Source organism: Sphingobacterium sp. GW821-FHT03E03 (assembly GCF_059420745.1).
In genome coordinates, this window is record NZ_JBWKUH010000014.1 from 96,730 (window position 1) to 122,975 (window position 26,246).

The window sequence follows — 26,246 nt, forward strand, 5'->3', positions numbered from 1 at the left end:
TGCTCCCGTTGCAATTTTATTTTATATTTTTTCAGCCTAAAGAAAATAAGATGAATTAATGATGCTGGAGAAGTATAAAAGAGGCAATTAGCAGCGTGGACTTATCCAAAACACCGTGCCTTTCTTTGATGTATTTAGTAGCTTTTACAATATGATCATTGATAGTCGAAGTCGATATTCTTAATAAGGTACTTACTTCGGCGTAGCTTTTACCTTCGATCTTACAAAGCTTGTAGATCAGTCTGCGTTGGGGTGGAAGCTGTTCAATCGTCTGGGAGAGCCATTGTTCGTCCTGTTTTTCGTCTAATTGTTCCTCTACATGGCTATATAATTGTGTATTATGGAGACTAAGGTAGGCTTGAATCTGTTTCTCCAAATTATTTTTACGGATAAAGTTATATACGGTGTATTTTGCAATCTGAAACAGGTAGGATCGAAAAGACTGTTCGGGATCAATTAGCTCCCGCTTATCCCATACTTTTATAAAAACTTCCTGTAAAAGCTCAGCAGCATCCTGTTCGGACTTGACCATTTTACGAATGTTGAGATAGATTCGGCCACTGTAGAGGGTATAAATTTGACGAAAAGCTGTTTGGCAGCCCGAACGCAGGGCCAACAGGTTTTCCTTCTCTTCAATATGATCATATTTCGGTTTATACATTGTCACTCCGGTGAAAATATAAAAAATGGGTCACCAAATCTCGGACCTTTCGCTCATAGTGATGACAAAATAGCAAGAACTATCCCCTTCGTTGAAAAGTAAAAATGCTATAGCTTTATCATATTTTGGTTATCCCCTATCCGTCTTAGGTCACATTCAATAAATTTATTACCGCCATAAAATCTGATAATAAACTCGTGCTGGCATTCCGAAAAATTTTAGATTCCAGGACGTCTATCGCTTAGCTATTGATATATCCATAAGATTGAATAAAACAAATATAAAAAAAACTAAAACGGTTTTGCTTATTTCAGAAGAAAATTAACAAATGATCAGGCAACAGCATTTTTTGCTTCCCTATGGATTTTATAAACTGTCCTTTGTCTTAATATAACGAGGAAAAAAGTAGGGATTAGTTCGTATTATCTTATCATTTAATAGGGACTTTATACGGACTTCATAGGGACCTCATTCGGACTTCATTCGGATAAAAGCGTATAAAATCCGTTTTAAACACGAATAATTTACCTGTTAAATAAGTATTATTTAGAAAAGAATCTCCTACCTGCTCCCTTAAAAACAGAAAAAGCCAGATCGCAGGATGGCACTGAATCTAACCGCATCTTCACGACTATGCGTTTTCACATTGGAAGATTGAGCCATTGAACAATATAAAATTGAACCGTACAGAAATACTTATAACATGCAAACTCATGTAATTTAGACTAAACCATTTAGATTAAAAAAATGAGTAAAACAATATTAATAACAGGAGCTGCAAGCGGTTTTGGAAAAATTGCTGCATTTGATCTGGCAAGCAAGGGTTACAAAGTAATTGCCACTGCACAGGTTTATCCACAGGTGAGTGACTTAATACGTGAGGCTACCGAAAGAGGAATCGATCTTATCGTTGACAAATTAGATGTGACCAACCCCCGGGATCTGGCTTATATTCACAAGAAATATGATATAGATATCCTGATCAGCAACGCTGGCATCATGGAAGGTGGGCCAATCGCTGAACAGCCAATGGACTTAATCCGTGCCATGTTTGATGTCAATGTATTTGGAGGTCTCGAACTTGCACGAGGCTTTATCAAAAAATTTATTGCACAGAAAAAGCCAGGCAAGGTCGTGTTCACTACTTCGATGGGCGGTCTTTGGACAGTGCCTTATGTTGCAGCTTATTGCGCTTCAAAACACGCGATGGAAGCAATTGCAGAAGGGTTAAAAACCGAACTAGCAGACTTTAACATCAAGATCGCGACATGTAATCCCGGGGTGTATGGTACAGGATTTAATGACCGTGGCGTGGATAGCATATTCCGTTGGTACGATCCCGAGATCAATTTTACACCATCTGCTGTATTTGATGGCATTGCTGAATCGTTGAATAATCAATTAGATCCACAGGCTATGGCCAATTGCATTGTAGATGTAGCGCTGGACGAAAATTCTAATTTTAGGAATGTTTATCCTAAGGAAACCGAAGATTTTGTAAAACAGCTGCAGATTGAAGCTTGGACGGCAAAAAGTTAGTTGAAGAAACAATATCTTATGGGCACAGCTACGCTGCTGTGCTCTTTTTACAAAATAATGGACCAATATGATGAATATAAACTATAATCAAGCAACCCAAATATTGAATGCTTCTATTGTGAAAGCAAACGAATTAGGTATTTCTGTCTGCATAGTAGTCGTAGATAATGGTGGCCATTTAATGGCTTTAGCAAGACTTGACAGTGTCTTTGGTGTTATAGAATTCGCTATAAAAAAGGCAAAAACTGCTGTCATGTTTGGTGTAGACAGCGACACCATGGGGAGTATTATTGCTGGAGCTGATATCCATTCCTATGGAATGATCAACTCCAATGATGGTTTATTGACAATACCTGGCGGAATAGTCATTAAAGACGCGAAAGACAATATCGTTGGAGCTATTGGCTGCTCCGGAGGTACTCCAGAACAGGATAAGGAAATTGCAAGTGCTGGTAGTCGGATAATTCTTTAATTTAGTGATATTTGTATAATGACTGCAACTCACGAGATCATATTCGATAGACTAGTGTATTCCTGTGCTTTTGAAAAACATAGGGGATCCGAGGAATTTTATCCGGATCATTTTCTAGGATTTCAGCTTTCCGGTGAAACACATGCTTTTCATGATCAGGGATTTACCATTATCCATGAAAATATGGTCGTTCTGGTCAAAAAAAATCAGCTTATCCGCACAATAAAATATCCTTCAAAATCTGGAAAGTATAATTTCATTGCGATAACGTTGGACAAAGAAACCTTACAGCGTTACGCTTTTGAAAATAAAATTGTTATAGATACGCAATATAGCGGAAAACAGAAATTATTCTTTGAACCTAATGAGTTCCTCAGCAGTTATTTTCTTTCGCTTGCTCCTTATATTAATAAAACAAAACAGGCAACACCAAGACTTGCAGATATAAAAGTCAGGGAGGCCATTGAGCTCTTGCTTGATAGTAACCCTGATTTAAAATATATTTTATTCGATTTCATTAAAACGTATAAAATTGATCTGGAAGAATTTATGAACAACAACTATATGTTTAATGTTCCGCTAGGATCATTTGCAAAACTTACGGGACGCAGCATATCTTCTTTCAAACGTGACTTTGCTGAGATCTTTAATTGCAGTCCAAAATTATGGCTCAAGAATAGACGTCTGGAAGAAGCCTACTATTTAATCAAACACAAACAACAAAAACCAACAAGTTTCTATCTGGATCTTGGTTTTGAAAACCTAAGTCATTTTTATTCATCTTTCAAAGAGAAATATGGCTTAACAACTTCAGAAATCTAGTATACTTTTTCTCTTATAATTTTTTAGTCGTATGGGAAAAGAAGCCTTTTTGGTCTATTTATAGCTGTTGACCACAGCCGAAATCGATTGAGGAAAATAGGTACTTGGCAGACCAATAAAATGACAATTTTTATTCATAAATTGAGTCAATTCATTACAAACAGACTTGATATGGGAACTAAAATTTCAACAGACAAATTATTATTGAAGCCCGTCGAACTGTCCGATCTCCAAGACATGTATAATATCAGGACCAATCCACAAGTTGCTAAGTATATTCAGCGGGATGTCAATAAAAATCTCGAAGATATCAGGCAGTTTATAGAATTGGTCATAAAAAATAATTTTTACTTTACGATCAATACCATAGATTCCAGTGAATTTATTGGAACGTTAACCTTATGGAATATCGACCGAAGTACGAATTATGCGGAGATAGGCTACGAGTTGCTTCCTCAATTTCAAGGGAAAGGATTAATGAGCGAAGCTGTAAAGGCAATACTGGATTATGCTTTCAACGAAGCAGGATTTGAATACATTGAAGCGTATACACATCGTGAGAATATAGCATCCAAAAAGCTCTTGGAGCGAGTTGGCTTTAAATTGGTCGTAGGTAAAATTGATGAGGATAACTCAGACATTATTGTTTATGGAATAGATAAAATAGCGGAAGAAAACTCAATTGATTATTAATAATACAATTTATTAATTTCATAGCTGATACATACAGCATAACAAAATAACGGATGAAATTTAGCTTTTTAATTGTCATGTTACTGACTTATGGCTTTGGCCAGGCACAGGATACCGAAATTAACGCTTCAAAAAAAGCCAAGATCAATACTATGATCTCACTGTTCAAACAAAAGAACTTCGATGCGATTTCAACCATTATAAATTACCCCTTGAAGCGAGAAAATCCCATTCCAGATATTAAAACCCCAAAAGAATTTAAGCAACGGTCTCATGAGGTCTTTGATCAGGCACTCCTCGATCTGATTGCGGGTTCAAAAACTGAACAATGGACGGAAGTGGGGTGGCGAGGAATCATGCTCGATAATGGTACGATATGGATAGACAATGATATGGGGAAAATAACCGCTATAAACTATCAGAGCCCTTTTGAAAAAAAACTAAAACAAACACTGATCCAACAACAAAAAAATCAGGTACACAGCTCTTTAAAGCAATTTAAAAATCCGGTATACAGAATAAGAACCGAAAAGTATCTGATTAGAGTAGATGAACTTGCTAACGGAAAGTATAGATATGCTTCTTGGAAGATTGGCAACAAAGAAAACGCACGACCTGATATTGTGCTGAATAACGGTAAACTGGATTTTGCCGGAAGTGGAGGAAATCATGTCATTACATTCACAAACGGGGACTATACCTACAAAATATATCGGAATATTATTGCCGAAAAAAATGCGTCGGATATTACCCTTAATGTTGAGAAAGATAACCGAAAAATTTTGAGTCAACCGGGAACATTAATAGCAGATTAAAATACTGTTTGCTAAATTAGTATTCAAAACAAGCCATATTAATGCGATATCGATATGGTTTAATTGGGACTGCTGTTAATCCCCGATACATTGGAAAGTTTATAAAGAGCAATTCAATTGTCGTAAAAAATTTGGATCTAGCAAGAAGAGGAATTACTCCTCTTCTTTATTAAACATCATTCTGAAAAATTCCAACGTTGATTTTTTACCTGCAGGTAAATATGAAAACCCATGTCCCCCATCTTCCACAGATTTTAATACCCAATTTTTAGTCTCTTTCTCTACCTGTTGGTACACTTTCATGAGGTCTCCATAGGTATAAAGATTATCGTCTTTGGCATGTAGTGAGTAGATTGGATGAGCAAGTTCTGAGATTCCGTTTTTGGATTCAAAATCAACAATCTTCGGCCGTGCCGAAATCGTATAAAATGCTCGGAACGGAGTATTTCGTTCCAGAGCAAACTGATAACAGACGTTTCCCCCCATTGATAATCCCCCCAAATAAATTGTTTTGGTATTCAAATAATAGCGAAGCTTAACCTCGTCCAATATCTTCGCAATAATTGCAGAACAATTGTCGTAATTCTTCCATCCAGGATTTCCTTTTTGAAAGGGGTATATAACAATCGAATTGGTGCTATCAGCAATTGTAAAAATAGGTTCAAACCGTGTCTGAGGGTCTACTGTTAACGATGCTTCATGAGCACTCACACCTCCATGTAAGAAAAAAAGAGCCCTTGTTGGCGTATCGCACTGGTAACCCTTGGGAACAAATACAAGATATGGAATTTCAAGCCCATCTTGATTAATATGATACAACGCAAAACCTTGTCGTGCATTTTGATAGGAAGCCTGTTTTCTTGAGATCACATTCGATAGAATTTCATCTTGCCAAATTTTGTCTAGTTTATATTTTTCCTGAATTTGGGCATCCATCTTCGCTAAGATTTTTTTGTATGTGTGGTCATGTATTATTGATTTAAATATGGAATCATTTTTAAAATAGGACAGCTCTTGTTCATTATCGCCCAAGCCCAATTTAACGCCTTCATTTAACCATTCAATTGCCAAGTTGGTTTTACCACAGCGTAGCGCAATCACTAGCGCATTTGCATAATCATATTTGCCTTTATCATCTTGTTTTTTAAAAGCTTTTTGAAAAATCAGAAGAGCTTCATTGTATTTTTCCAATTTAATTTGTGTACTAGCCAGATCCATCAATTGTTCATAAGATTGAGCAACTGATTTCTGAAAAGAAAGCAAGACAAGCAATACAGTTAAAATCTTCATTTTTTAATTTGGATAATTGTGCAGGAAATAAACCTATATAAATATGTTAAGCAAGAAAATAGATGTAATTTGAAGGGTACAGCTCGACTAAAAAGCCACATCTCGCGATGCGGCTCTCCAACATATATATTTATTTTAAACGACCTGCTTATTTATACGAGTTAATAGATTTGGATACTTTCCAGCTGTCGCCTTCACGAATCAAAGTAACAAGATCCGTCATTGTGAAATTTTCAAATTTCATGGTTACTTTTGCGATCATATAGTCTGCGGACTTTTCGATGATCCGGGCGCTCACATTACAATTCAACCTTTCTCCTTTTTGTTTTTTGAAAAAATCGACCACAGCACTACGGTTATTGATTGCTGTATGTGAAGATTGAACGTTTTGGCTGAAACCCTCAGCAAACAACTGCTCTATTCCTGCTGATTCACCTTTCGTTGTCACCGCCACATAATGGTCAAGGGCTAAGCCTGCTGTGGAAAGATTAACTGATGCTTTCTCTGTTTTTCCGACTATTTTTTCAGTTGCCATAGCGAAAGTAGATAATGCAATTAAAGCGACTGCTGCGAATGTTTTTATTAGCGTTTTCATAATGTCTTTATGCTATTGTGTTAGTTTTTTCATCTAAATAATTTCTTCCTCAATTTGTGATGAAGCTATCATGAGCATTTCCATCTATGCTCATAATGGTGGTGTTCTTATTTGTTGATTCAAAACTACGACACAATAGGTCCACAGTCTATTAACTTTAGACTAATGAACTGGAAAACTCGGTGAATGGCGGAAATGGGGAGGTAAAGCTACGACAGGAAATTCAAACTAAGTTGTCAATCTCCAGTTGAATATTTACACGGGCTTGTTTTTCATACCTATCGAAAAAGAGATCTGTTTTAAAGATCCTTTCCATATTCAGAAAACTCTGCAGAACTTGTTTCCTGCCACGGTCAAAATAAATAGAATCACCATATTCTTTACGGATTCCAGCAGCGTATTTAGTATAAGATACACTATCAGCCCCTAGTATGGACATATCGGCATCTATAAAGTAATTGATATCAGAAGAACTATTGCTGTCATGTGTCTTTGTTGCTAAGATCATCTCGCTACATAAGCTGATCAAATCGGATGGATACTGCAGCATATTTAGATGGTTCACAGCAATAAGTGCGCTCTTTTCTTCGTTAGTACCATCCATCATAAAGTAGACGATATCATGATAAATCATAGCTAGATAGGCGGTAGAATAATCTGACAACTTATGTTTGCAAAGATCTAATTGATTGCTAAAATGCTGCAAATGCACCAAGGTATGATATGCCCTTCGTTGATCGGAATATGATACGATTACCTCATTCCAGCAGGATTCCAGTAGGTCGATATCCTCAGTATATGGTTTGAGGCACGAAAAATAAATCTCTTTCATCTGTAAAACATCAATGATCATAAGTAAAGCTAATTATTTTTGTTATCATATTCGTTTTCAAACAACTTATCTAATTAACTTTAAATACGAAATTAAAACCGAACGAGGTATGAAACCTGGTAGAATAATTGACACATTGGTGCTGTGGATCATCTTAGCAATACCTTTTCTAGGCAATAGCCAACAACTGACTCAGATCCCTAAGGGATATTGGGTTGCCTGTGGTGACGACAAAGTACTTATTATCAATCCAGCAATTGGCTCAGATAGCTCAGCTGTGGTCTGGAAATGGCAATTCGAAGAAAGTGCCAATCAAATACCGAAGGAATATAGCGACTATTTCAAGTCAATAGATGAATGCAAGCCAGTATTTTTGAATAAAAAAATCCTAATTACATCGTCCACTGGTGCAACCTGCTTATTAAATATCGCCGATAAAAAAATTGAGTTCTATGCGAAGACACCAATGGCCCATTCAGCGGACCTACTGCCTGGAAAACTTGTAGCTGTGGCAAACTCGACTCATCCAAAAGGTAATTCTCTGGAGCTTTATCAATTGAACCAACCAGAGAAACCCATCTACAAGGACACGCTTTATTCGGGGCATGGTGTAGTCTGGAACAACAAATTACAGCAATTATTTGTACTTGGCTATGACGATCTGCGAACCTATAAATTAACTGATGCTAAAAAAAGCTTAATTCTCGTCAATACAATAAAAATTCCCGGACAAGGCGGACATGACCTCTCCCTGATAGACGAAAATCGTTTACTGGTTTCGTTTACAGATGGCGCGGCTATTTTTTCTATAAAAGAACACAAATTCGATCCATTCTCACCCTTAGCTGATGCTCATCATATAAAATCCATAAACTGGAATGCAAAAACAAACCGTCTGGTATACACAAAAGCAGAAGAAAGTTGGTGGACATTCAATATCTATGCGACCAACCCAAATCAGAAGGTATATATACCGACCTTGAAACTTTATAAAGTCCGTGTCTGTAATTAAGGCCCCATGCAAGTTGTTTGATTTATCTTGTTAAGTTAAATTAGCGTTATAAGTAAACTTATAAAAGACAGATAAGAAGATATTTTTTGAAACATGACTTATAACTAATATCTTAGTTATGCAAAACTAAAACATTAGTTATGAAAAGATATTTAGTATTAGTATTTATTTTGATTGGTCAGTGGGGATATGGTCAGATCACGACCGATAAATTACTTGAATTACATAATCAGATCGGTAAAAATCATACGGAAAACTACCAATTTGTAATACAGGAATTCAATAAATTTTCCGTGGACAGTATGGATGATAGGACTCGGGGGCTTTTCAATCAACTTTTATCCACTTATCACGCTGCCATAGGAAATTACAACAGATCACGATTCTATTGGGATCAGCAATATGTCAAATGGATCAAAGAATACAAAGTTGATTGCGATACTATCTTTTACAATCAGCACCAATTTGTCGACGCTAAAAACTACATTTTGCAACAATCAAAAAATGAAAAGGTTGTCATGATCAATGAAGCACACAATATTCCATATCACCGTGCTTTTGTATTACAATTATTAAATGGGTACCGTCAATTGGGTTTTAAATATCTCGCAATTGAAGCACTAATGGATAAAAATATCAACGAGACCAAACATATCACAGACACAGCAGGTTTCTATTGTCGTGAACCGCTCTTTGCAGAAATGATCCGCGAAGCCTTGCGAGAACAATTTATATTAGTAAAATACGAAGCTGTGAGAAATACAACTAGTAATCGTTTGCGGGATTCGTTACAGGCGGTCAACTTAGCCAAAATTTTGAAAACTGATCCTGATGCTAAAATACTCGTTTATGCAGGATATGACCATATCCACGAAGGATCTAAGACTGATTGGAAAAAAATGGCTCAATTCTTTAAGGACATGACCAATATTAACCCTCTGACCATATCACAGACCCAACATATCGAGCAATATCATCCTGAACTTGAGACCGGCCAATTTCGGATTGTAAACCAACTTGATTCATTCAGTGATCCTGTGATTGCTCTGAAAAATGACAGCGCATGGCATGATAAGTTTGTTGACATTTCAATAATTTATCCGCGCTATTTAAAACCTAACAAGCGGCCCGAATATCTAACTATTGGCGGACTCCGAAAAGCAACCCCATTAGAGACAAAAAAGAAAGAAAAGGGACTTTTTGTCCAAGCCTTTTATGCAAATGAACAAAAAGGGCACCGTATACCAGCGGATCAACTTTTCATAAAAAACACACAAGAGATACTTTATCTAAGACCGGGAAAGTATGTGCTCGAATTCAAAAATCCAAGTGATAAAGTTGTAAAAAAAGAACATATAAATGTTTCAAACTAAATGGCACAAAAAAGCCACATCTCACGACGTGGCTACTAAACTAAACTTATAAACTTATGATTCACTAATAGTCAGGCTATGAGCTAACTTGACTGACCACTAGTTATTGATTCTTTGTTCTATTTAAATGCATTTACTGAACTGGATACTTTCCAGTTTCCGTTCTCATTGACCAAAGTCACGAGATCTGTCTTGGTAAAATCCGCAAATTGCATAGTTACCTTTGCGACCATATAATCTAACGATTCTTCGATGATCTGGGTATTTACCTTACAGTTGAGCTTCTCCCCTTTTTGCTTTTTCAAAAATTTGATTACTTCACTACGGTTATTTGTCGCTGCATTTCCAGATTGGATTTTTTGACTGAAATCAGCAGAAAATAATTGATCTACTCCTGCCGACTCTCCCTCAGTAATAACCGCAACATAATGATTAAGAGCAATATCTGCTGTGAATAGATTGACTATAGCTTTCTCCGACGTAAAGGATGGTTTATCTGCGGCCTTAGCGAAGGCACCTATTGCGATCAGAGCTGATGCTACGAATATTTTTACTAATGTTTTCATAATATGCTTATTTTATTTATTAGTTTTTCATCTAAATAATTTGTTCTTTATTTGTGACAAGCTATCATGTGCATCTTTATCTATTCCCATGATCGCTTGTTGTTCTTATTTGTTGATTCAAAATTATAACACAACAGCTTCTTAGCATATGAACTTTAGGTCAATGGGTGTAAAAACTCGGTGAACACAGGAAATAGGGAGGTGAAATTTAAAATGCTTTTTAAAAATCTAAAAACAAAATATAGATGATTGATCATAACCCCTATATCCAAGCGATTAAAGTCCCCCTAGTTGTAGATCTAGTACTGATTACCACCGCGTTATACGATAAAAATAGAACTTCCATTTGCGTTGAAACGGAGGATGAACAGTTTGGCGGAATCACCATTCAAAAAAATGGATGGAATCAGAATCTGCCGTGGGGAAATTCCACCTTATCACGATCCCAGAGAAAATTGGGAAGATTTTGAGGTAGGCACCTGGGTGTACCGGGTTGAAAACTCAAGATGGCTGATGGAAAGAAATCATTATAAAAAAAAGGTATTGCAGATCTTGCCGATTTGGAAATGGTTATACCGTCCAAACCTTGATAGATTAAGTCGTAGATCTTATTTTTCTCGTAATATCGGATGTAATTTATCATAATCTGACCAATCACCAAAACCTTTGAATTGGACACCTCTGTCCCATGAAACCATCGCTTTGCAATCAAAGCAAATTTTGGCAAGTCCAATACATTTTTTATTCTTATAAAAAACCAAGATATCTCTAAATTCATGTATACAGGAACTATCTACGTTATCTTGACGAGTTTTACGAAAAAATAATGAATCTATAACGCCAGAATGTGATCTATTGATCAACGTTTTAGTATAACCTACCCCCTCTAACCTATTAAGGATAGCAGTGTCAACCTCATTATCGCCTAAGACGGACAACAAAAAAACATCCTGTTCGGATTTAGTCTTCTTGTTTTCCAGTTCTCCTATTTGATAAAGATCGATCATTGTTGCATAGTGTACAAGCGAATCAAACCGAAAAGAACCAGAAATGGTATTATCTCGGGTCCCTTCCTCGCGCGAGCCATTATTGCCTACACAGCCCTGCAAGCAGACAGAGATGAATATCGCAAAAATTCCCACAGCTATAAATAATCCTCCTTTCATTTTAAAAAGCTCTTTTTTATTGCAAATTCATATAACAATGATAGCTAAAGAATCAATCCTTGCACAAAATTTATTGGTCAATATAATTGTAAAATAATAGATAAGGCTAAAGTATAATAAAAACATTGTTAAACAAATAAACGGGAGATTTTTTTAAAACCAATAATCAAGCAGTAGAAATATGACCACTACTAATAGAAGAAAATAGCTAGATCAAAGATTATAGCTATCTTCAAGGTCTCGAAATTTTCGGGATCCCCAAGACAAATCTTATTCACCATAAGCAAATGAGCTATTGAAAAGAGAAACTGCTTTTTGGTGAACTAAATAAAAAGCTAATTCAATAGGCAACAACAAATTCCCAACAAACACATTGCAGGATTGTAGCGATATCGCTACAGTAAAAAAAAACCTTAACGGAAATCGTTTCCTTTCTACAATATTGCAGTTAATTTTATTTCGTTATGTTTTTAATTATTCATTAAAAACTAACCATCGCACAAATATTATTTAGCTAACAAAATGAAAAAAAACAAAGAAAACCCATCTGGAGACAGCCTTGCACACACTTACGAAGCTCCGTGCATCAAAACACAAAAAGTAGAATTGGAATACAGTATTTCAACGGGTTCTGTACAGAGCTCGGTCACTGAATCTTGGGAAACTGAAACACAAACGAAGGACCTAAACTGGTAAGGGAAACATATTTTATGAATAAGTATAAAACAAAATTTATATCTGCCGTATCGTTAATTATAATCTTGCTCATCACTTCTTGCAGTAAGGATAATTCCGTTCCATCACTAGCAGGATCAACCGTAAGATTAAATATTGGCCAGGCCTTTGCTAACACGGGGGCTAAAAAGAATACCGTCAAATCAAGTAGTTCAGGATACGGGATCGCTTCTGTTCAGACAAAAGAGATCTCTTTTCATCAAAAATATCAGTTAGTCGCAACCCTAACAGCAATCAATACCGTTCCTCTAGGAATAAAAGCTTCGACTTCATCAGCCAACACAGTAGCTGGAAGCGAACAGAGAGCGCTCAAAGAAGGTACTGTTTACCATGTAGCAATTTTTGATGCCACTGGTCATTACCAAGAGACAAAATCTTTTACTAAGGGAAAAGGAGAACAAGATTTTTCCATTGAAAAGGGCAAATATACATTTGTAATCTACGCCTCGGGGACAAACAAAAGCTTGCCTACGATAGACAAGGAAGCTACACTGAACACTGTAAATTTTATAGATCTGAAAGCCGATCAGGACTTTATGCTTGATCAGGTGCCTTTTGAAGTTAAAGAAGGTCAAAATATGTTAAACACAGATTTAAAGCATCTATTTAGCCAAATCACTTTCGATTTAACCACAAAATGGACTGGTGCAGAAGAGTTGATTTCAGGAATGGAGCTTGAAGACATCGCTCTCAATGGAGCATCAATAGATCCCGTGAGTGCAGCAGTAGATGTCGCTTTAGGAAATGGCTCACTTACCTTTAAAGGTGTGGGCAATCCTGTGGCAATCGGTTTAAAAAATACAATTGGAAAAATCATCTACTCAGAATCTGCGTTTATCATAACTGCACCAACAACAAACGGCACAATACTATTGTCTGGTTTTTCATTTGCCGGACTACCTCCCGAGGACCTCAGCATAGGTGGCTGGAATCTTAGACCTGGGGTAAAGTATCAGTTGAATATCACCTTAAAAATGCGTGTTGAAGCTGCGTAGGGTAATGGTAATCAAAGGATATTACCAAAAAATTCACAGGATATATAAAACAACTGTCCTGATAAACATTAAAAATGGGCCATTAATTATTGGCCCATTTCTGCACCAACATGTTTTAAAACAAAAGTAGAGTCCAAGGCTCTCCTATTTCACCAACTCCAATCCTCCCCTTAATTGATTTCTATATCAAGCTGAAAATTGCATTTTCCTTTAGGATACCTATTTCTTTTCATATGATATACCATCATTTCCTGACCATCGAACAGGATAGCCCATGATGCATCTATCAAGTTTATTACGGATAATAGCGTATCATTCCGGATTTCCGGCCAAACCGATCGTCAAATATGAAACCATTTATAAAGACCCTGCTTCAAAAATTTGTAATAGTAGGATTTCTGTGTATCCTCTCACTTATGACCTATGCTCAAAAATTAAGCGTAATCGACCTCAAGGTAGAACACCTTAAAAATCCTATGGCAATCGAGACTGCTAATCCTCGATTTAGCTGGAAAATTAATTCGCCGATAAAAAACACTTTACAATCGTTTTATGAAATCAGAGTAGGTACAAATAAAACTTCGATAAACCTTGGAAAAGATCTCGTCTGGGAAGCTACTGTCTCCGGAGATCAATCTGTACTGATTAAATATAATGGAGCAGCACTACATTCAAAAAGAAGATATTTTTGGCAAGTTAGGGTAAAAGACAATCATGGCAATACCTCCGACTGGTCTGATGCCCATTTCTTTCAGATGGGTATCGGCGCTATGGACTGGAGCGCGAAATGGATCAAGGTAGCAGAAACGGACACTTCAGCACGAAGCCCCATTTTTAGAAAAGAATTCTCCATAAATAAAAAACTAAAGTCTGCAATGGTCTATGTCACAGCAAAAGGGCTATATGAAGCTCGTATCAATGGCCAGCGCATCAGCGATACTTATTTTGCTCCAGGATGGACCAGTTATAAAAATCATTTACAGTACCAAGTTTATGATGTGACCACTGTGCTAAAAAATGGTACCAACGTATTCGGTGTCAGCCTCGGAGACGGCTGGTATAAAGGACGGATAGGCTTCGGAAATCAACGTAATTTTTATGGCGACACACGCGGATTGCTTCTGCAACTCCTCGTGGAATATACGGATGGTACAACAGAAACGATCAATTCCGATGAAAGCTGGAAATATGCTTATGGACCGATCATGGCATCTGATATTTATGACGGTGAAATTTATGATGCCAGGATGGAAATAGCCGGCTGGGACAATATCGGCTTTAAAGAGGACAATAAATGGAATAACGTTGGCATCATGGAGAAAGGGCCAGAAAAACTTGTTGCGATGGCCGGTCCACCAGTTAAGAAACATGAACAGTTTAAAGCCCTTAAGGTTTTCAAAACACCGGCAGGTGAGACAGTAGTGGATTTTGGGCAAAATCTGGTAGGCTGGGTCATGCTCAAAGCGAAAGGTGCAGCCGGAACCAAGATCACACTGAGTCATGCTGAAGTACTAACAAAAGAAGGCAATTTTTATACAACAAATCTCAGGTCCGCAAAGGCACAGGATATCTATATTTTAAAGGAAAACACAGCACAGATCTTTGAACCTCACTTTACATTTCAGGGCTTCAGGTATGTTAAGGTAGAAGGTTATCCTGGTGAATTGACGGCTGAGAACATTACGGCTGTCGCCTTATATTCAGCAATGGAGGTCACAGGAAAATTCTCTACTTCAAATGCGCTCTTGAATCAGTTGCAGCATAATATTCAATGGGGACAAAAAGGAAATTTTTTGGATGTACCAACAGATTGCCCACAACGCGATGAGCGCTTAGGCTGGACTGGTGATGCGCAAGCTTTTGCCAATACAGCGGCCTACAATATGGATGTGTCAGGATTTTTCACCAAATGGCTAAAGGATGTAAAGGCGGACCAACTCCCTAACGGTGCAATCCCCCACGTCATCCCTAATGTACTGGGGGCAAATGATGGTGCATCTGCCGGCTGGGCAGATGTAGCTACCATTATCCCATGGGATATGTATGTGGCCTATGGCGATCGACAGCTCTTGGAAAATCAATATGGGAGCATGCGAAAATGGGTAGATTATATCTCATCTACCGCCAAAAATAATCTTTGGAATTCAGGTTTCCATTTCGGAGACTGGCTTTTTTATCGCCCCAATGATGACAACGATGGAAGAGCTGCGGTAACGGATAAATATTTGATTGCGCAAACTTTTTATGCACATTCGACCCAACTATTGATCGATGCAGCAAATGTATTGGGTAGACAGGAAGACGTAATTAAATACAATACCCTACTAACAAACATTAAATCCGCTTTTGTAAGGGAATACATGACCCCTACGGGTAGGTTGGTTTCGGGAACACAAACAGCCTATGTACTCGCACTACAATTTGATATGCTCCCCGAACAACTCAGAGCAGCCTGCGCGGATCGTCTTGTAGCCAATATCCGGGACTATGGAAATCACCTCACAACCGGATTCTTGGGTACTCCCTATTTATGTCATGTGCTGACCAGGTTTGGTCACAATGATGTGGCGTACGACCTTTTGATGCAGGAGAGCTATCCCTCTTGGCTTTATCCCGTAAAAATGGGCGCAACAACAATATGGGAACGGTGGGATGGAATTAAACCCGATGGATCTTTTCAAACCCCAGATATGAACTCTTACAACCACTATGCATATGGAGCAATTGGGGACTGGATGTACAGAACGATTGCCGGAATCAATTCGGTCGCTGACGAACCGGGTTATAAAGCGGTTGTCATCGCCCCCAAACCGAATGGAAAAATAACAAGTACTTCTGCGGAATTAGAAACCGCATATGGCACGGTAAAATCTTCATGGACACTTGAAAATGGTCTATTGAAACTTGAGGTTACCATACCAGCGAACAGTAAGGCCACAGTAGTCTTGCCTGATTCAACAAGAGAAATTGGTTCAGGTACATACTATTTTGAAAGTAAAATTTAATACCTAATCTATCTCAGATCTGGGTTAAGATAAGAATATAAATGGAGTAACAGACTTATCTCAATTTTGGAAGAGAACAATATGCGCAACAAACAATTGTCATCTTAAACATTTTATTCATAGTCTAAAAACTTATCTATTTAACAGGTATTTTAAGAAGCCCTTAGTTTGGAATATTATTTTTACGTCCGTCCAATCATTCTTTGAAAGATTAATTCAAATCAATTTGTCTGTCAAAAGGACCATAGTCAAATGAATTGTACCCCTTTATACAATAGGAGCTCTAGAAAAAAGAGGTTATTATAGAGAGCTCGTATTACATTTGATTTTTGTAACTTTGCATAATCATGAGCGAAACACTGGAAACTTTACAGGATTACTATAAACGATTAAGCCATCTCCATACAAATAGCGGGGATATACTAGATGTTGAACTCGGAAAATCACATTTTAATATTTCGCCACGCAAATACTGTGATTTTAAAACACCATACAACAGACGTGACTTTTACAAAATCAGCCTCATCTTAGGCAAAGGATGGTTCAAATATGGTCAACATGAATTATATATCGATCGGCCGGCCCTGTTTTTACCTGCATTAAATATTCCTTATACATGGATATGTGACACGAGCAAACAAGAAGGATATTTTTGCCTTTTCAATCAAGAATTCTTTTCAGGAAGCCAGACATTTGAGCCATTTAAAAAGACATCGCTATTTAAAGAATGGAGTAAACCCATCGTCTTTTTAGATGAAGGACAGCTGCATTTGATTACAACATTATTCGATAACATGTTCCGGTTGAATAATTCCAGTTACCCTCTTCGTTGTAGTGCAATCAAAAGCAATTTGGCAGCAATCCTTCATCTGGCCTTAGAGTGGAGAATGGAAGATGTAGAGTTGCAAGATCAATCGGGTAGCGTCCGGATGTATCGTTTGTTTGATGAATTACTTCACAAACAATTTCCATTGGATTCTCCCGCCTACCCACTTGCATTACATACCGCAGCCGATTTTGCGGCAAAGCTCAATGTACATGTCAATCATCTCAATGCCTCTGTCAAATCGGTCACGAATCAGACAACTACACAGATCATCAAACAAAAAATCTATGAGGAGGCCAAAAATCTATTGATCTATACAGATTGGAATGTCGCTGAGATTGGTTATACCCTTGGGTTTGATGAACCAGCTCATTTCAACAACTTCTTTAAGAAAAATGCAGAGACATCTCCCCTCAAGTTTAGACAGAAAAACAAATAATATTTGATTTTCGTAATTTTTACTTTGTCAGATAGCATCGGTATTAGCCAAAAAGTCTCTAGTTTTGTTTAACAAAAAAGAGTAAAAATGTTAAAAGAAGCATCTTCGCAACGCATCAGGTTAGTAACATTCATGGCATTTGTATCCATGCCCCTTTCAGGATTTGTAACAGATATCTATCTACCTTCGTTTCCGGCAATGGCCAAAAGTCTACTTGTTCACGAACGAGATATTCAATTAACATTGACCAGTTACCTATTGAGCTATGGCATTTCCCAGTTATTTATAGGCAATATTCTTGACAGTATAGGCCGATATCGCCCGAAGCTTCTGGCATTAACGCTTCTGATAATAAGCAGCTTATTGATAACGCATACACACAGCGTGTTACTTATTTGTTTATTAAGAGTAGTGCAAGGTATAGCCATATCTATTTTGGTGGTGGCTACACGCGCACTTTTCGTCGATCTATATGCAGGTGATCGGTTAAAAAATTACCTAAGCTATTTTACCATCGTCTGGTCATGTGGCCCAATACTAGCGCCTTTTTTAGGGGGTTATCTTGAAAAACTATTCGATTGGCAGGCTAATTTTTATTTTCTTGCTTTCTACGCGGGTGCCTTATTATTGTTTGAAGTGTTGTACAGTGGGGAAAGTATTGCCGAAAAGAAAAAGATTAACACAAGGGACAATCTCAACCTATATAAAATGATGTTACAAAACAAGCTTTTTATATTGGGCATCCTGGTACTGGGGTTTAGTTACTCCATTGTCATGCTATTCAATATGACGGGGCCATTTATTATTGAAAATACATTTCACTTTTCATCCGTCACAATTGGTTACTGTACATTGATACTGGGTTTTTCATGGATGATTGGTGGGTTTGTTACGAAAAAGCGTATGCATCTTGATTTCGTCCCTCGGATCATAGCTCCTGTTCTATTCCAGGCATCACTTATTGTCGCTTTAATCGTAGTGAGTATGTTCCAGCAAAGCCTATATATCATGGTTGGCTTTGCATTTTTTATTCATATTATTTCAGGTGTTTTATTTACGAGCTTTTTCACCAACAGCATGTTATTTTTCCCAAAACATGCAGGCACCGCAGGCGGCCTAATGGGTGGAATGGTTTACATTGTGACATCACTGTCCAACTTTATTGTGGCCATTAGCGGCAAAGTAACCACACAGAATGGATTAGCTTGGCGTTATTTTATTTTTTCCGTGTTATTGACCTTAATTATCATGTACATGTGGAAACTACGAAAAGATAATAATGGACAAACAGTTCATTAAGCTAAGGTTAGTCAGACAAAAAACATCAGGAGAACTACTTAGAATAGGCTGTTTTTGGATATAATCTCTTGAAAGCATTATACACAGCTTGATGGATAACTGTTGAATGTAATTCTTCAGGCATATAATCAAAAATAACATCCATCTTCTTATTGTTACGGATAACTTTATAAAACGCTTCAGCATCCTGGTACATTCTAATATCTTCATCCCTATTGGGTACTCCCAGATATACACGCACTTTTTTTCTCAAATTAGTCTCCAATAGCTTTTCGGTATTTTTCAATAGCTCCTGCTGTCCCCACCACAGACTCGGACTGACAATAATATAATTATCAAAGAGATCAGGTTGTTTAAGTAATAATTCTGCTGAGAAAAGCCCAGCTAGCGACTCTCCAATAACCGTTCGCTGCGTGTTTACCTTATAACTTTTACTGATGTAGGGCAGTAATTCATCCTTTAGAAAAGTCGTGTATTTTTCGGATTCGCCATAGGTAGGAAAACTGCTTTTTTGAAAACCTTCTTTCACTAGGAAATCAACGCTTGGAACAGCGAAAGTAAAATCTCGTTTTCTGGTATTTCCTTCAATTCCAACAACAATACTATTGGGGAATCTTGCAATCCAAGGTTGTGTATCAAAACGAACAATTCCCGCAATATGAAAAAAGTCTTCTTCCATACCTCCATCCAAGACATAGATGACAGGGTAAGTTACCGTATCGTTGGCCTGATAATTATTAGGAAGAAAGATATTGATCGTCCGATTTTCATTTAAAATATTAGAATGAAGTACCTCTGATTGACAGCTAGAAAGTACATTACTTTTGGTTTGTGCAAAAGAGATACAGCTATAAATTATGGCTATAAAAAGAATGATAATTTTACAATATTTCATTTCGAACATGATGTTATTAAAGAACCTCCATCATAGACATTTTCATTTTGGTATAGAAGCTTCATCTGGACGAAAGATACTGGAATCGAAAGTAAGTGTAATAATTAACAAAAAAAATATTTTTTATTATTCTGTACCGAGCCCCATTTCATTTATAGCTGATTCCACTATCGTGGACGCTCATCGTTATTCTATACGTTCACATTGGTAGCCCCAATCGAGCATCTGTTTGACAATCCCACTTATCTCAATATCCGATTGTGAAGATTCAATCCTCAAAATTCGCTCTTCGTCGTCAAGATCAAAGTTAACTTTATAGGAGGAAAACAGCTGTAGAAGCGTCACAACGATTTGTTGCGCTTCCCTATATTTATTGACATTCGTTTTAAATATCTCAACCCTTTTCATTGCATTAGATCTCACTTAAATTTATAAAAATTTAGTTTTCCTTTCTAGACTTGAAGCATAAAATACCCCATCGCCGCCCCCTTTAGACCATATCACTGCTTATCGATTGATAAGCGTTGTAAATCGGTCAGTTCCCTCTTGTCAGATGTACCTACTGAATCTGTATGATAGACTTGTAGAGCATCAGTGAACACTTCATTATGTTTTTTTGTCTCGATATTCGAAAACAAAGTTAAAACCATAAAAAACAACAAAATGATCAACGCATTAAAGAAATGTACCATACCTATAGCAGTTAAATTATGATGGCCCAATTTCCCAAATAAGGAGCTCTTATCCCATATATTTTCGGTAAAAAGCGGATTTCGGTCGGTAAACAATCTCTTTTTTCCTTTTAATACACATTAAGCATTAAAACAAAAAAGCCACATTTGACAAAATGTGGCTCAGTTAGTATATTGATTTAAATGGCTTCTTAAGAAAACTGTTCTGTAAGTATACGTGGATTTTCAGGAACGATCGCTACCACACAAAACTGCCTGTCATTATCTTCGATCTTTTGCTGGGCATCTTTTGGCAAATTGCCTAAAGCAAATTGTCGTCTCCAAACCGCTACCCCATCTGTAAATGCCAACGGAAGTTTCTTCGCAAATTCTCCAGGTTTTACAAAATCTATCTTGAAAAGATCCAGAATTTCCTTATCTATCTTGTCATTGGTATTCGTTGGAATGGCAAAAATCTTTTCAGCGATTTTATTAATAAAGGAGCTGTCATGTCTCGTCTCTCCAGTACTATAGATACAGTAGTAGATATTTTGCTCATCATTTCCGTAGACTTTCTTTGCGAGACATACAGGCGCCGTCTTACTCTCTTCATAAAGCTTTTTATGTGCAGAGCGATTAATAACTGCAACCAAAATAAAGCAGGCAACCACAATGGCGGACAAGATACTAATGACACCTATACCAATGGTTTCGACCAGTCCTTCAAAAATAGCAAATGCGAGAAAACAGAGTAATCCTATACCAATAATCAAAGGTGCATAGACAAGCCTGTTCTTCCCAAAGGCAGAACTTTTCACATACTTATCAATAATTGTACGGTCGTGCTCAAATTTGCCAAATTGTATCGTGTCCATATACTGGTTTTAGATTTTATATAATACTTATCTAATTGCAAAATAAATGTATATAAAATAATCCTTAACGTAATCTCAGGTTTACAATTCGTCAGTGTTGATTTAATATTCGTTTGAATACGGAAAGGAACCGTCGACTATTGAAAATACTTTTTGTCAAGTAAAGTTGTGCTACTGAATTAAATGGTGATTGCAAAAATATACCAAGACTTTAAGATAAATAAGCCCTATTGTCAATGGGTAAATTTCCGCAGTTATAAAATCAACTTTTCTTCAAAATTCCCTTTTTTACACCATCATCAATTAAACTTTCGGCATATTCCCATAATACGCCCGAACCATCTTTGATCACACTCTTTTTTGCGTACACCTTATTATAGTTTACACCAGGTTCATTCCAGGTTCCCCCATTATTGGAACTATTCTGCAACAGTGGTTCCAATCGGTCCATTGCTTTCGCAAACCGTGCTTCGCGAGTCTCCCCAGCTTCAAACTCCTCCCAGATTGCAATGAGTTCCTCTGCTTGCTGCTCCGGCAGGATTCCAAATATTCGTTTGGCGGCTAATCGTTCTTCCTCAGTATTACAATGTGCTTTTTCGTTATCATAGATAAAGATATCGCCAGCATCAATTTCCACAATGTCATGTATCAATACCATCTTAACAACCTTCAGAAGATCAATAGACTCGTCAGCATGCTCAGCTAAAACAATAGCCATCAGCGCCAAATGCCAGCTGTGTTCAGCATCATTCTCACAACGATCGCTATTAAAAAGCTTAGTCCTTCGCTGGATGTATTTCAACTTATCAATCTCCTTGATAAAATCAATCTGTTTCAACAATTTTTCGGGCGTCATAATCAATATATTATCGTACAAGCAATACACAAAGTTAGGTCTTTTATACTCCTTCCCAATTGCCAAATGGCAATTAGAGACCAACTATTCTAATTGTTATTTTATTGACATCTATAGGACAAACCAAGGGGCACAGGTCAGCATAGATTTATTAAATTTGATAAACATCAAATCTCTTCCCAACGAATGAAGAAAATAGGATTTTTATCTTTTGGACATTGGTCCAAACACCCTGCTTATAGCACCCAAACAGCAAGTGACACATTACTTCAGTCAATAGATTTAGCTGTTGCAGCAGAAGAAATAGGCATAGACGGAGCTTATTTTCGTGTACATCATTTTGCCAATCAGTTAGCATCTCCCTTTCCGTTATTGTCCGCCATTGGGGCGAAGACCAATACGATTGAAATAGGTACAGGAGTAATTGATATGCGCTATGAAAATCCACTTTATATGGTGGAAGATGCTGGAGCAGCCGATTTAATTTCGGAAGGCCGATTGCAATTGGGGATCAGTAGAGGATCGCCTGAATACGTAATAGACGGATGGCGTTATTTTGGTTATGAGCTCGCTGAAGGTGAAACCGACGCTGATATGGGACGTAGAAAAGCGCTAGAATTTCTGGAAAAACTCAAAGGAGCAGGTTTTGCTGAACCAAACCCCTATCCGATGTTTCCGAACCCTCCTGGTTTACTTAGGTTAGAACCGCACGCTGAAGGGTTGCGTGACCGCATCTGGTGGGGGGCAGCATCAAATGCAACAGCGGTATGGGCGGCCCAAAACAAGATGCACTTACAGAGTTCGACATTAAAGTACGATGAAAATGGGAAGCCTTTTCATATACAACAGGCTGAACAAATACGTCTATATAAACAAACCTGGAAAGAAGCTGGACATCCGGGAGAGCCCAGGGTTTCTGTCAGTCGATCAATTTTTGCATTGGTTGATGATTTAGATAGGTATTATTTTGGACAAGAAGCAGACCGGACTGACAAGATAGGCTTCATTGAAGCAGACAAACGTGCTATTTTTGGCCGTAGTTATGCAGCGGAACCTGATCAACTCGTCAAGGAGTTGGCTCAGGACGAGGCTATCCAAGAAGCTGATACCGTTCTTTTGACTATTCCGAATACTTTGGGTGTAGATTACAATATTCATGTACTTTCGGCTATCTTGGAGCATGTTGCGCCTGAGTTAGGCTGGCGCTAGATATCCTAATTGATGATAAACAATATTCGTTACAAAACCAAAATTGCGATAATCGGTGCAGGACAAGCCGGGCTTTCTTCTGCTTATCATTTAAAGAAATTGGGATTGGAGATTAATCGGGACTTCATTATTTTGGATGAAGCCCCCGCTCCTGGTGGTGCTTGGCAATTTCGCTGGTCTTCGCTCACATTAAGTACGGTTAACAAAATCCATGACCTACCAGGTATGTCATTTGAAGAAACATTGGCAAATAATGAGACCGAGGTACAGGCAAATATAGCTGTCCCACATTATTTCGATCTCTATGAAAAAAGGTATGGGCTAGAAGTTTATCGACCACTTAAAGTTGATAAGGTGTCCTTGCATGGGCAACGTTTTCATATAGATACTACTGAAACGTTGTTTTCTGCAGCGGGCATTATTAACGCCACGGGTACCTGGGAGAATCCTTATATTCCTTTCTACCCAGGGGCATCACTATTTCAAGGAGAGCAGCTTCATACAAAAGATTTCAAAACAGCGGACTATTTCAGAAACAAGCACGTTATTATAGTCGGTGGCGGTATATCTGCGATCCAATTGTTGGATCAGATTTCGGAAGTGACTACGACAACATGGGTCACACGACGTCCCCCACTATTTCGTGAAGGCCCTTTTGATGATATGGCTGGTCACCATGCTGTTGCTATGGTGGAGGAGCGTGTGCGGCAAGGGTTACCACCGCTATCAGTTGTATCCGTGACTGGGCTACCTTATTCACCAGAAATCCGGGCGATGGAAAAACGAGGGGCACTCACACGACTTCCCATGTTTAGTGAGATCACTGAAACTGGTGTGAAATGGGAAGATGGCAGGGAAGAAAAAGCAGATATTATCCTTTGGAATACGGGTTTCAAAAGTGCATTGGAACATTTAGATGCTGTGCTACCTAGGGAAGAAAATGGAGGCATCTTAATGGATGGAAGACTGGCCACAATGGTCGCCAAAGAACCCCGAATTCATCTGGTCGGTTACGGCCCTTCCGCCTCCACAATCGGAGCCAACCGTGCAGGAAGCGCAGCAGCAAGGGAGCTCGTAAAAACATTAAGCCTCTTGTAATGTTATCTAGGTCAAGATTAAAAATAAACTTACCACCAATGAAACTACAAGAAATCACTTTAGCTTCTGCTGTGATAACATCAGCATTAATATCCGGGCTCTTTTTTGCCTATACGTTTTCCGTCAATCTGGGGCTTCACAAACTGGATGACAGGGGTTATTTGATGGCAATGCAAAATATCAACCGAGAAATTTTAAATCCGATATTTTATTCCTGTTTTTTAGGAGCACCGTTATTGTTAATTGCTTCATCTGTGATGTATTTCGATTTATCTTCTCCAAAGTTCTATTTGATCGCAGTTGCATGTGCAAGTTATATTATCGGTGTATTTATTATTACAGCTGCAAAGAATGTTCCACTAAACAATCAATTGGATACATTAGATATTACAGATGCAACGTCAGATGCTTTACATCGAATGCGTCTCCTTATCGAGGAACCTTGGGTATTCTGGAATAATCTGCGAACTACGTTCTCCTTCATAACCTTAGTCTGTTTAATTATCAGTCTTATATTTTTCAAATCCAAAGATTAACGACACACCAAAAAGGCATATGTCCTTCCATATTATTCCAAGCTACGTTGTAATTCCTTGAAAGAGCTGCCTGATGAGGTAGCCCTTTTTCCATCTCAGCTTTCTAAACCGGCCCTTTTTTATACATAAATACCCATACACCATCTCCCCTAATAAAAGTACTGATGTAGCGGACAACGAATCATGTAAAAGACGAAAAAAACAGAAGAGCATACGGATTTAAATTCATTGTCAACGGATTTAAATCCTGCGATAAAGCATAACAGATTCTATTGTATTTTTATAAAAAAATAAAGAAGAAAAGATCCGGATGAAATCATCTTGAGTATAAACTAATAAAAAGATCCAATGAAAACACAAAACATAATCCCCGCCCTACTATTGTCCGCTATAGGCTTAATGTCCTTATCATCATGTAATGGAACATCAGTAGATACTATTAAAGCAATGGAATCCAACTATGACAATCAGAATAAAACCATCGAATTAACCGGTGAATTTGATGCTCCCTCCTTTACCTTTTCATCAGGCAAATCGAAGACCATGGCGATGAATTTTGTTGTAAAACCTCATGCAATCAGTTCTGAGAAATTTACAGCATTCAGTGTCATATTACCTGTTGGGACAGAAAAAAACAGCGTTCTATTTGAACTCCCCGCAGATCAAAAAAACTATACACTAAAAAATTTCCATGTCATTGATAAAAATGGGGAGAAGATCAATCTCGACACGCATACCACATTTAAAATGACGGGCACCGTACATTACAGTGAATTGGAAAAACCTGAAGGTGAACAGGACAAAAACAATTTCAACTATAAAATAACTGACGTAACCTTTGAAAAGGACTAAAAAATCATCTTATAAACCCGATCAAACTCGTTAATAAAAACTAAAAACATGATCAATATTCAACTCGGAAACAGCTTCTCTTTTGGATGAGTCATTATTGGATTTGCCCTTATCATGGC

Annotated in this window: 27 protein-coding genes; 17 read left to right on the forward strand and 10 right to left on the reverse strand. The window is 37.7% G+C overall.

Annotated features, from left to right (window positions below; all coding sequences use genetic code 11):
- Positions 1 to 55 precede the first annotated feature (55 nt).
- Positions 56 to 661, reverse strand: a complete 606-nt coding sequence (locus AC07UV_RS16155; RefSeq protein ID WP_282253016.1) for an RNA polymerase sigma factor — start codon at positions 659 to 661, stop codon at positions 56 to 58.
- Between the two features lie 747 nt (positions 662 to 1,408).
- Here AC07UV_RS16155 and AC07UV_RS16160 point away from each other — a divergent pair.
- The 5 genes from AC07UV_RS16160 to AC07UV_RS16180 all read left to right on the forward strand — a co-directional run bounded on the left by AC07UV_RS16160 (position 1,409) and on the right by AC07UV_RS16180 (position 5,002).
- On the forward strand, positions 1,409 to 2,200 hold the full coding sequence (locus AC07UV_RS16160; protein ID WP_282253015.1) for an SDR family oxidoreductase: 792 nt from the start codon (positions 1,409 to 1,411) through the stop codon (positions 2,198 to 2,200).
- A 67-nt stretch (positions 2,201 to 2,267) separates the two neighbouring features.
- Entirely contained in the window at positions 2,268 to 2,672 is a 405-nt protein-coding gene (locus tag AC07UV_RS16165; RefSeq protein WP_495184494.1) for a GlcG/HbpS family heme-binding protein, read from the forward strand.
- A gap of 18 nt (positions 2,673 to 2,690) precedes the next feature.
- Positions 2,691 to 3,494: a helix-turn-helix domain-containing protein gene (locus tag AC07UV_RS16170; protein WP_282253011.1), complete on the forward strand. Its 804-nt coding sequence runs from the start codon at positions 2,691 to 2,693 to the stop codon at positions 3,492 to 3,494.
- A gap of 171 nt (positions 3,495 to 3,665) precedes the next feature.
- Positions 3,666 to 4,187: a GNAT family N-acetyltransferase gene (locus tag AC07UV_RS16175; RefSeq protein ID WP_495184495.1), complete on the forward strand. Its 522-nt coding sequence runs from the start codon at positions 3,666 to 3,668 to the stop codon at positions 4,185 to 4,187.
- A gap of 53 nt (positions 4,188 to 4,240) precedes the next feature.
- On the forward strand, positions 4,241 to 5,002 hold the full coding sequence (locus AC07UV_RS16180; protein ID WP_495184496.1) for a hypothetical protein: 762 nt from the start codon (positions 4,241 to 4,243) through the stop codon (positions 5,000 to 5,002).
- Positions 5,003 to 5,155: 153 nt separating this feature from the next.
- On the opposite strand, the gene AC07UV_RS16185 is transcribed toward AC07UV_RS16180, so the two are convergent.
- The 3 genes from AC07UV_RS16185 to AC07UV_RS16195 form a co-directional block, all read right to left on the reverse strand.
- On the reverse strand, positions 5,156 to 6,292 hold the full coding sequence (locus tag AC07UV_RS16185) for a dienelactone hydrolase family protein (protein ID WP_495184497.1): 1,137 nt from the start codon (positions 6,290 to 6,292) through the stop codon (positions 5,156 to 5,158).
- A gap of 148 nt (positions 6,293 to 6,440) precedes the next feature.
- The gene (locus AC07UV_RS16190; protein WP_282253003.1) at positions 6,441 to 6,887 is read right to left on the reverse strand and encodes a nuclear transport factor 2 family protein; all 447 of its coding nucleotides are present in this window, start codon (positions 6,885 to 6,887) and stop codon (positions 6,441 to 6,443) included.
- A gap of 223 nt (positions 6,888 to 7,110) precedes the next feature.
- On the reverse strand, positions 7,111 to 7,740 hold the full coding sequence (locus AC07UV_RS16195; RefSeq protein WP_495184498.1) for an HD domain-containing protein: 630 nt from the start codon (positions 7,738 to 7,740) through the stop codon (positions 7,111 to 7,113).
- Between the two features lie 88 nt (positions 7,741 to 7,828).
- Here AC07UV_RS16195 and AC07UV_RS16200 point away from each other — a divergent pair, with 88 nt between their 5' ends.
- A complete protein-coding gene (locus AC07UV_RS16200; protein WP_495184499.1) occupies positions 7,829 to 8,731 on the forward strand; it encodes a DUF6528 family protein in 903 nt (300 codons plus the stop codon).
- 140 nt (positions 8,732 to 8,871) lie between these two features.
- On the forward strand, positions 8,872 to 10,104 hold the full coding sequence (locus tag AC07UV_RS16205) for a hypothetical protein (protein ID WP_282252998.1): 1,233 nt from the start codon (positions 8,872 to 8,874) through the stop codon (positions 10,102 to 10,104).
- A gap of 119 nt (positions 10,105 to 10,223) precedes the next feature.
- Here the strand turns inward: AC07UV_RS16205 and AC07UV_RS16210 are convergent, their stop codons facing one another.
- Positions 10,224 to 10,670, reverse strand: coding sequence for a nuclear transport factor 2 family protein (locus AC07UV_RS16210; protein ID WP_282252996.1), 447 nt, complete (start codon positions 10,668 to 10,670; stop codon positions 10,224 to 10,226).
- 245 nt (positions 10,671 to 10,915) lie between these two features.
- Between AC07UV_RS16210 and AC07UV_RS16215 the strand changes: the two genes are divergently transcribed.
- On the forward strand, positions 10,916 to 11,140 hold the full coding sequence (locus AC07UV_RS16215) for a hypothetical protein (protein WP_495184500.1): 225 nt from the start codon (positions 10,916 to 10,918) through the stop codon (positions 11,138 to 11,140).
- A 138-nt stretch (positions 11,141 to 11,278) separates the two neighbouring features.
- Here AC07UV_RS16215 and AC07UV_RS16220 read toward each other — a convergent pair whose 3' ends face one another.
- Complete coding sequence (locus tag AC07UV_RS16220) at positions 11,279 to 11,836, reverse strand: hypothetical protein (protein ID WP_282252994.1); 558 nt, start codon at positions 11,834 to 11,836, stop codon at positions 11,279 to 11,281.
- Positions 11,837 to 12,358: 522 nt separating this feature from the next.
- Between AC07UV_RS16220 and AC07UV_RS16225 the strand changes: the two genes are divergently transcribed.
- From AC07UV_RS16225 to AC07UV_RS16245, 5 genes are all read left to right on the forward strand, one after another.
- The gene (locus AC07UV_RS16225; RefSeq protein ID WP_282252993.1) at positions 12,359 to 12,532 is read left to right on the forward strand and encodes a hypothetical protein; all 174 of its coding nucleotides are present in this window, start codon (positions 12,359 to 12,361) and stop codon (positions 12,530 to 12,532) included.
- Between the two features lie 14 nt (positions 12,533 to 12,546).
- Positions 12,547 to 13,566, forward strand: coding sequence for a hypothetical protein (locus AC07UV_RS16230; protein ID WP_282252991.1), 1,020 nt, complete (start codon positions 12,547 to 12,549; stop codon positions 13,564 to 13,566).
- Between the two features lie 347 nt (positions 13,567 to 13,913).
- Complete coding sequence (locus AC07UV_RS16235; protein WP_282252990.1) at positions 13,914 to 16,571, forward strand: glycoside hydrolase family 78 protein; 2,658 nt, start codon at positions 13,914 to 13,916, stop codon at positions 16,569 to 16,571.
- A gap of 347 nt (positions 16,572 to 16,918) precedes the next feature.
- A complete protein-coding gene (locus AC07UV_RS16240; RefSeq protein ID WP_282252988.1) occupies positions 16,919 to 17,836 on the forward strand; it encodes a helix-turn-helix domain-containing protein in 918 nt (305 codons plus the stop codon).
- An 87-nt stretch (positions 17,837 to 17,923) separates the two neighbouring features.
- Positions 17,924 to 19,135 carry an MFS transporter gene (locus AC07UV_RS16245; protein WP_282252986.1) on the forward strand — a complete coding sequence of 404 codons (1,212 nt, stop codon included), beginning with the start codon at positions 17,924 to 17,926 and terminating at the stop codon, positions 19,133 to 19,135.
- A 34-nt stretch (positions 19,136 to 19,169) separates the two neighbouring features.
- Here the strand turns inward: AC07UV_RS16245 and AC07UV_RS16250 are convergent, their stop codons facing one another.
- The 4 genes from AC07UV_RS16250 to AC07UV_RS16265 all read right to left on the reverse strand — a co-directional run bounded on the left by AC07UV_RS16250 (position 19,170) and on the right by AC07UV_RS16265 (position 22,432).
- Positions 19,170 to 20,030 (reverse strand): alpha/beta hydrolase, encoded by an 861-nt coding sequence (locus AC07UV_RS16250; protein WP_495184501.1) that lies wholly within the window; start codon positions 20,028 to 20,030, stop codon positions 19,170 to 19,172.
- A 186-nt stretch (positions 20,031 to 20,216) separates the two neighbouring features.
- Complete coding sequence (locus AC07UV_RS16255; protein ID WP_495184502.1) at positions 20,217 to 20,453, reverse strand: methyltransferase type 11; 237 nt, start codon at positions 20,451 to 20,453, stop codon at positions 20,217 to 20,219.
- Between the two features lie 460 nt (positions 20,454 to 20,913).
- A complete protein-coding gene (locus tag AC07UV_RS16260) occupies positions 20,914 to 21,576 on the reverse strand; it encodes a hypothetical protein (protein WP_495184503.1) in 663 nt (220 codons plus the stop codon).
- A gap of 262 nt (positions 21,577 to 21,838) precedes the next feature.
- A complete protein-coding gene (locus AC07UV_RS16265) occupies positions 21,839 to 22,432 on the reverse strand; it encodes an HD domain-containing protein (protein ID WP_495184504.1) in 594 nt (197 codons plus the stop codon).
- A gap of 186 nt (positions 22,433 to 22,618) precedes the next feature.
- On the opposite strand from AC07UV_RS16265, the gene AC07UV_RS16270 reads away from it, so the two are divergent.
- From AC07UV_RS16270 to AC07UV_RS16285, 4 genes are all read left to right on the forward strand, one after another.
- Entirely contained in the window at positions 22,619 to 23,641 is a 1,023-nt protein-coding gene (locus tag AC07UV_RS16270; RefSeq protein WP_495184505.1) for an LLM class flavin-dependent oxidoreductase, read from the forward strand.
- Positions 23,642 to 23,653: 12 nt separating this feature from the next.
- On the forward strand, positions 23,654 to 24,739 hold the full coding sequence (locus AC07UV_RS16275; RefSeq protein ID WP_495184506.1) for an NAD(P)-binding domain-containing protein: 1,086 nt from the start codon (positions 23,654 to 23,656) through the stop codon (positions 24,737 to 24,739).
- Positions 24,740 to 24,777: 38 nt separating this feature from the next.
- Positions 24,778 to 25,275: an anthrone oxygenase family protein gene (locus tag AC07UV_RS16280; RefSeq protein WP_282252973.1), complete on the forward strand. Its 498-nt coding sequence runs from the start codon at positions 24,778 to 24,780 to the stop codon at positions 25,273 to 25,275.
- A 348-nt stretch (positions 25,276 to 25,623) separates the two neighbouring features.
- Positions 25,624 to 26,127, forward strand: a complete 504-nt coding sequence (locus AC07UV_RS16285) for a hypothetical protein (RefSeq protein WP_495184507.1) — start codon at positions 25,624 to 25,626, stop codon at positions 26,125 to 26,127.
- Positions 26,128 to 26,246 lie beyond the last annotated feature (119 nt).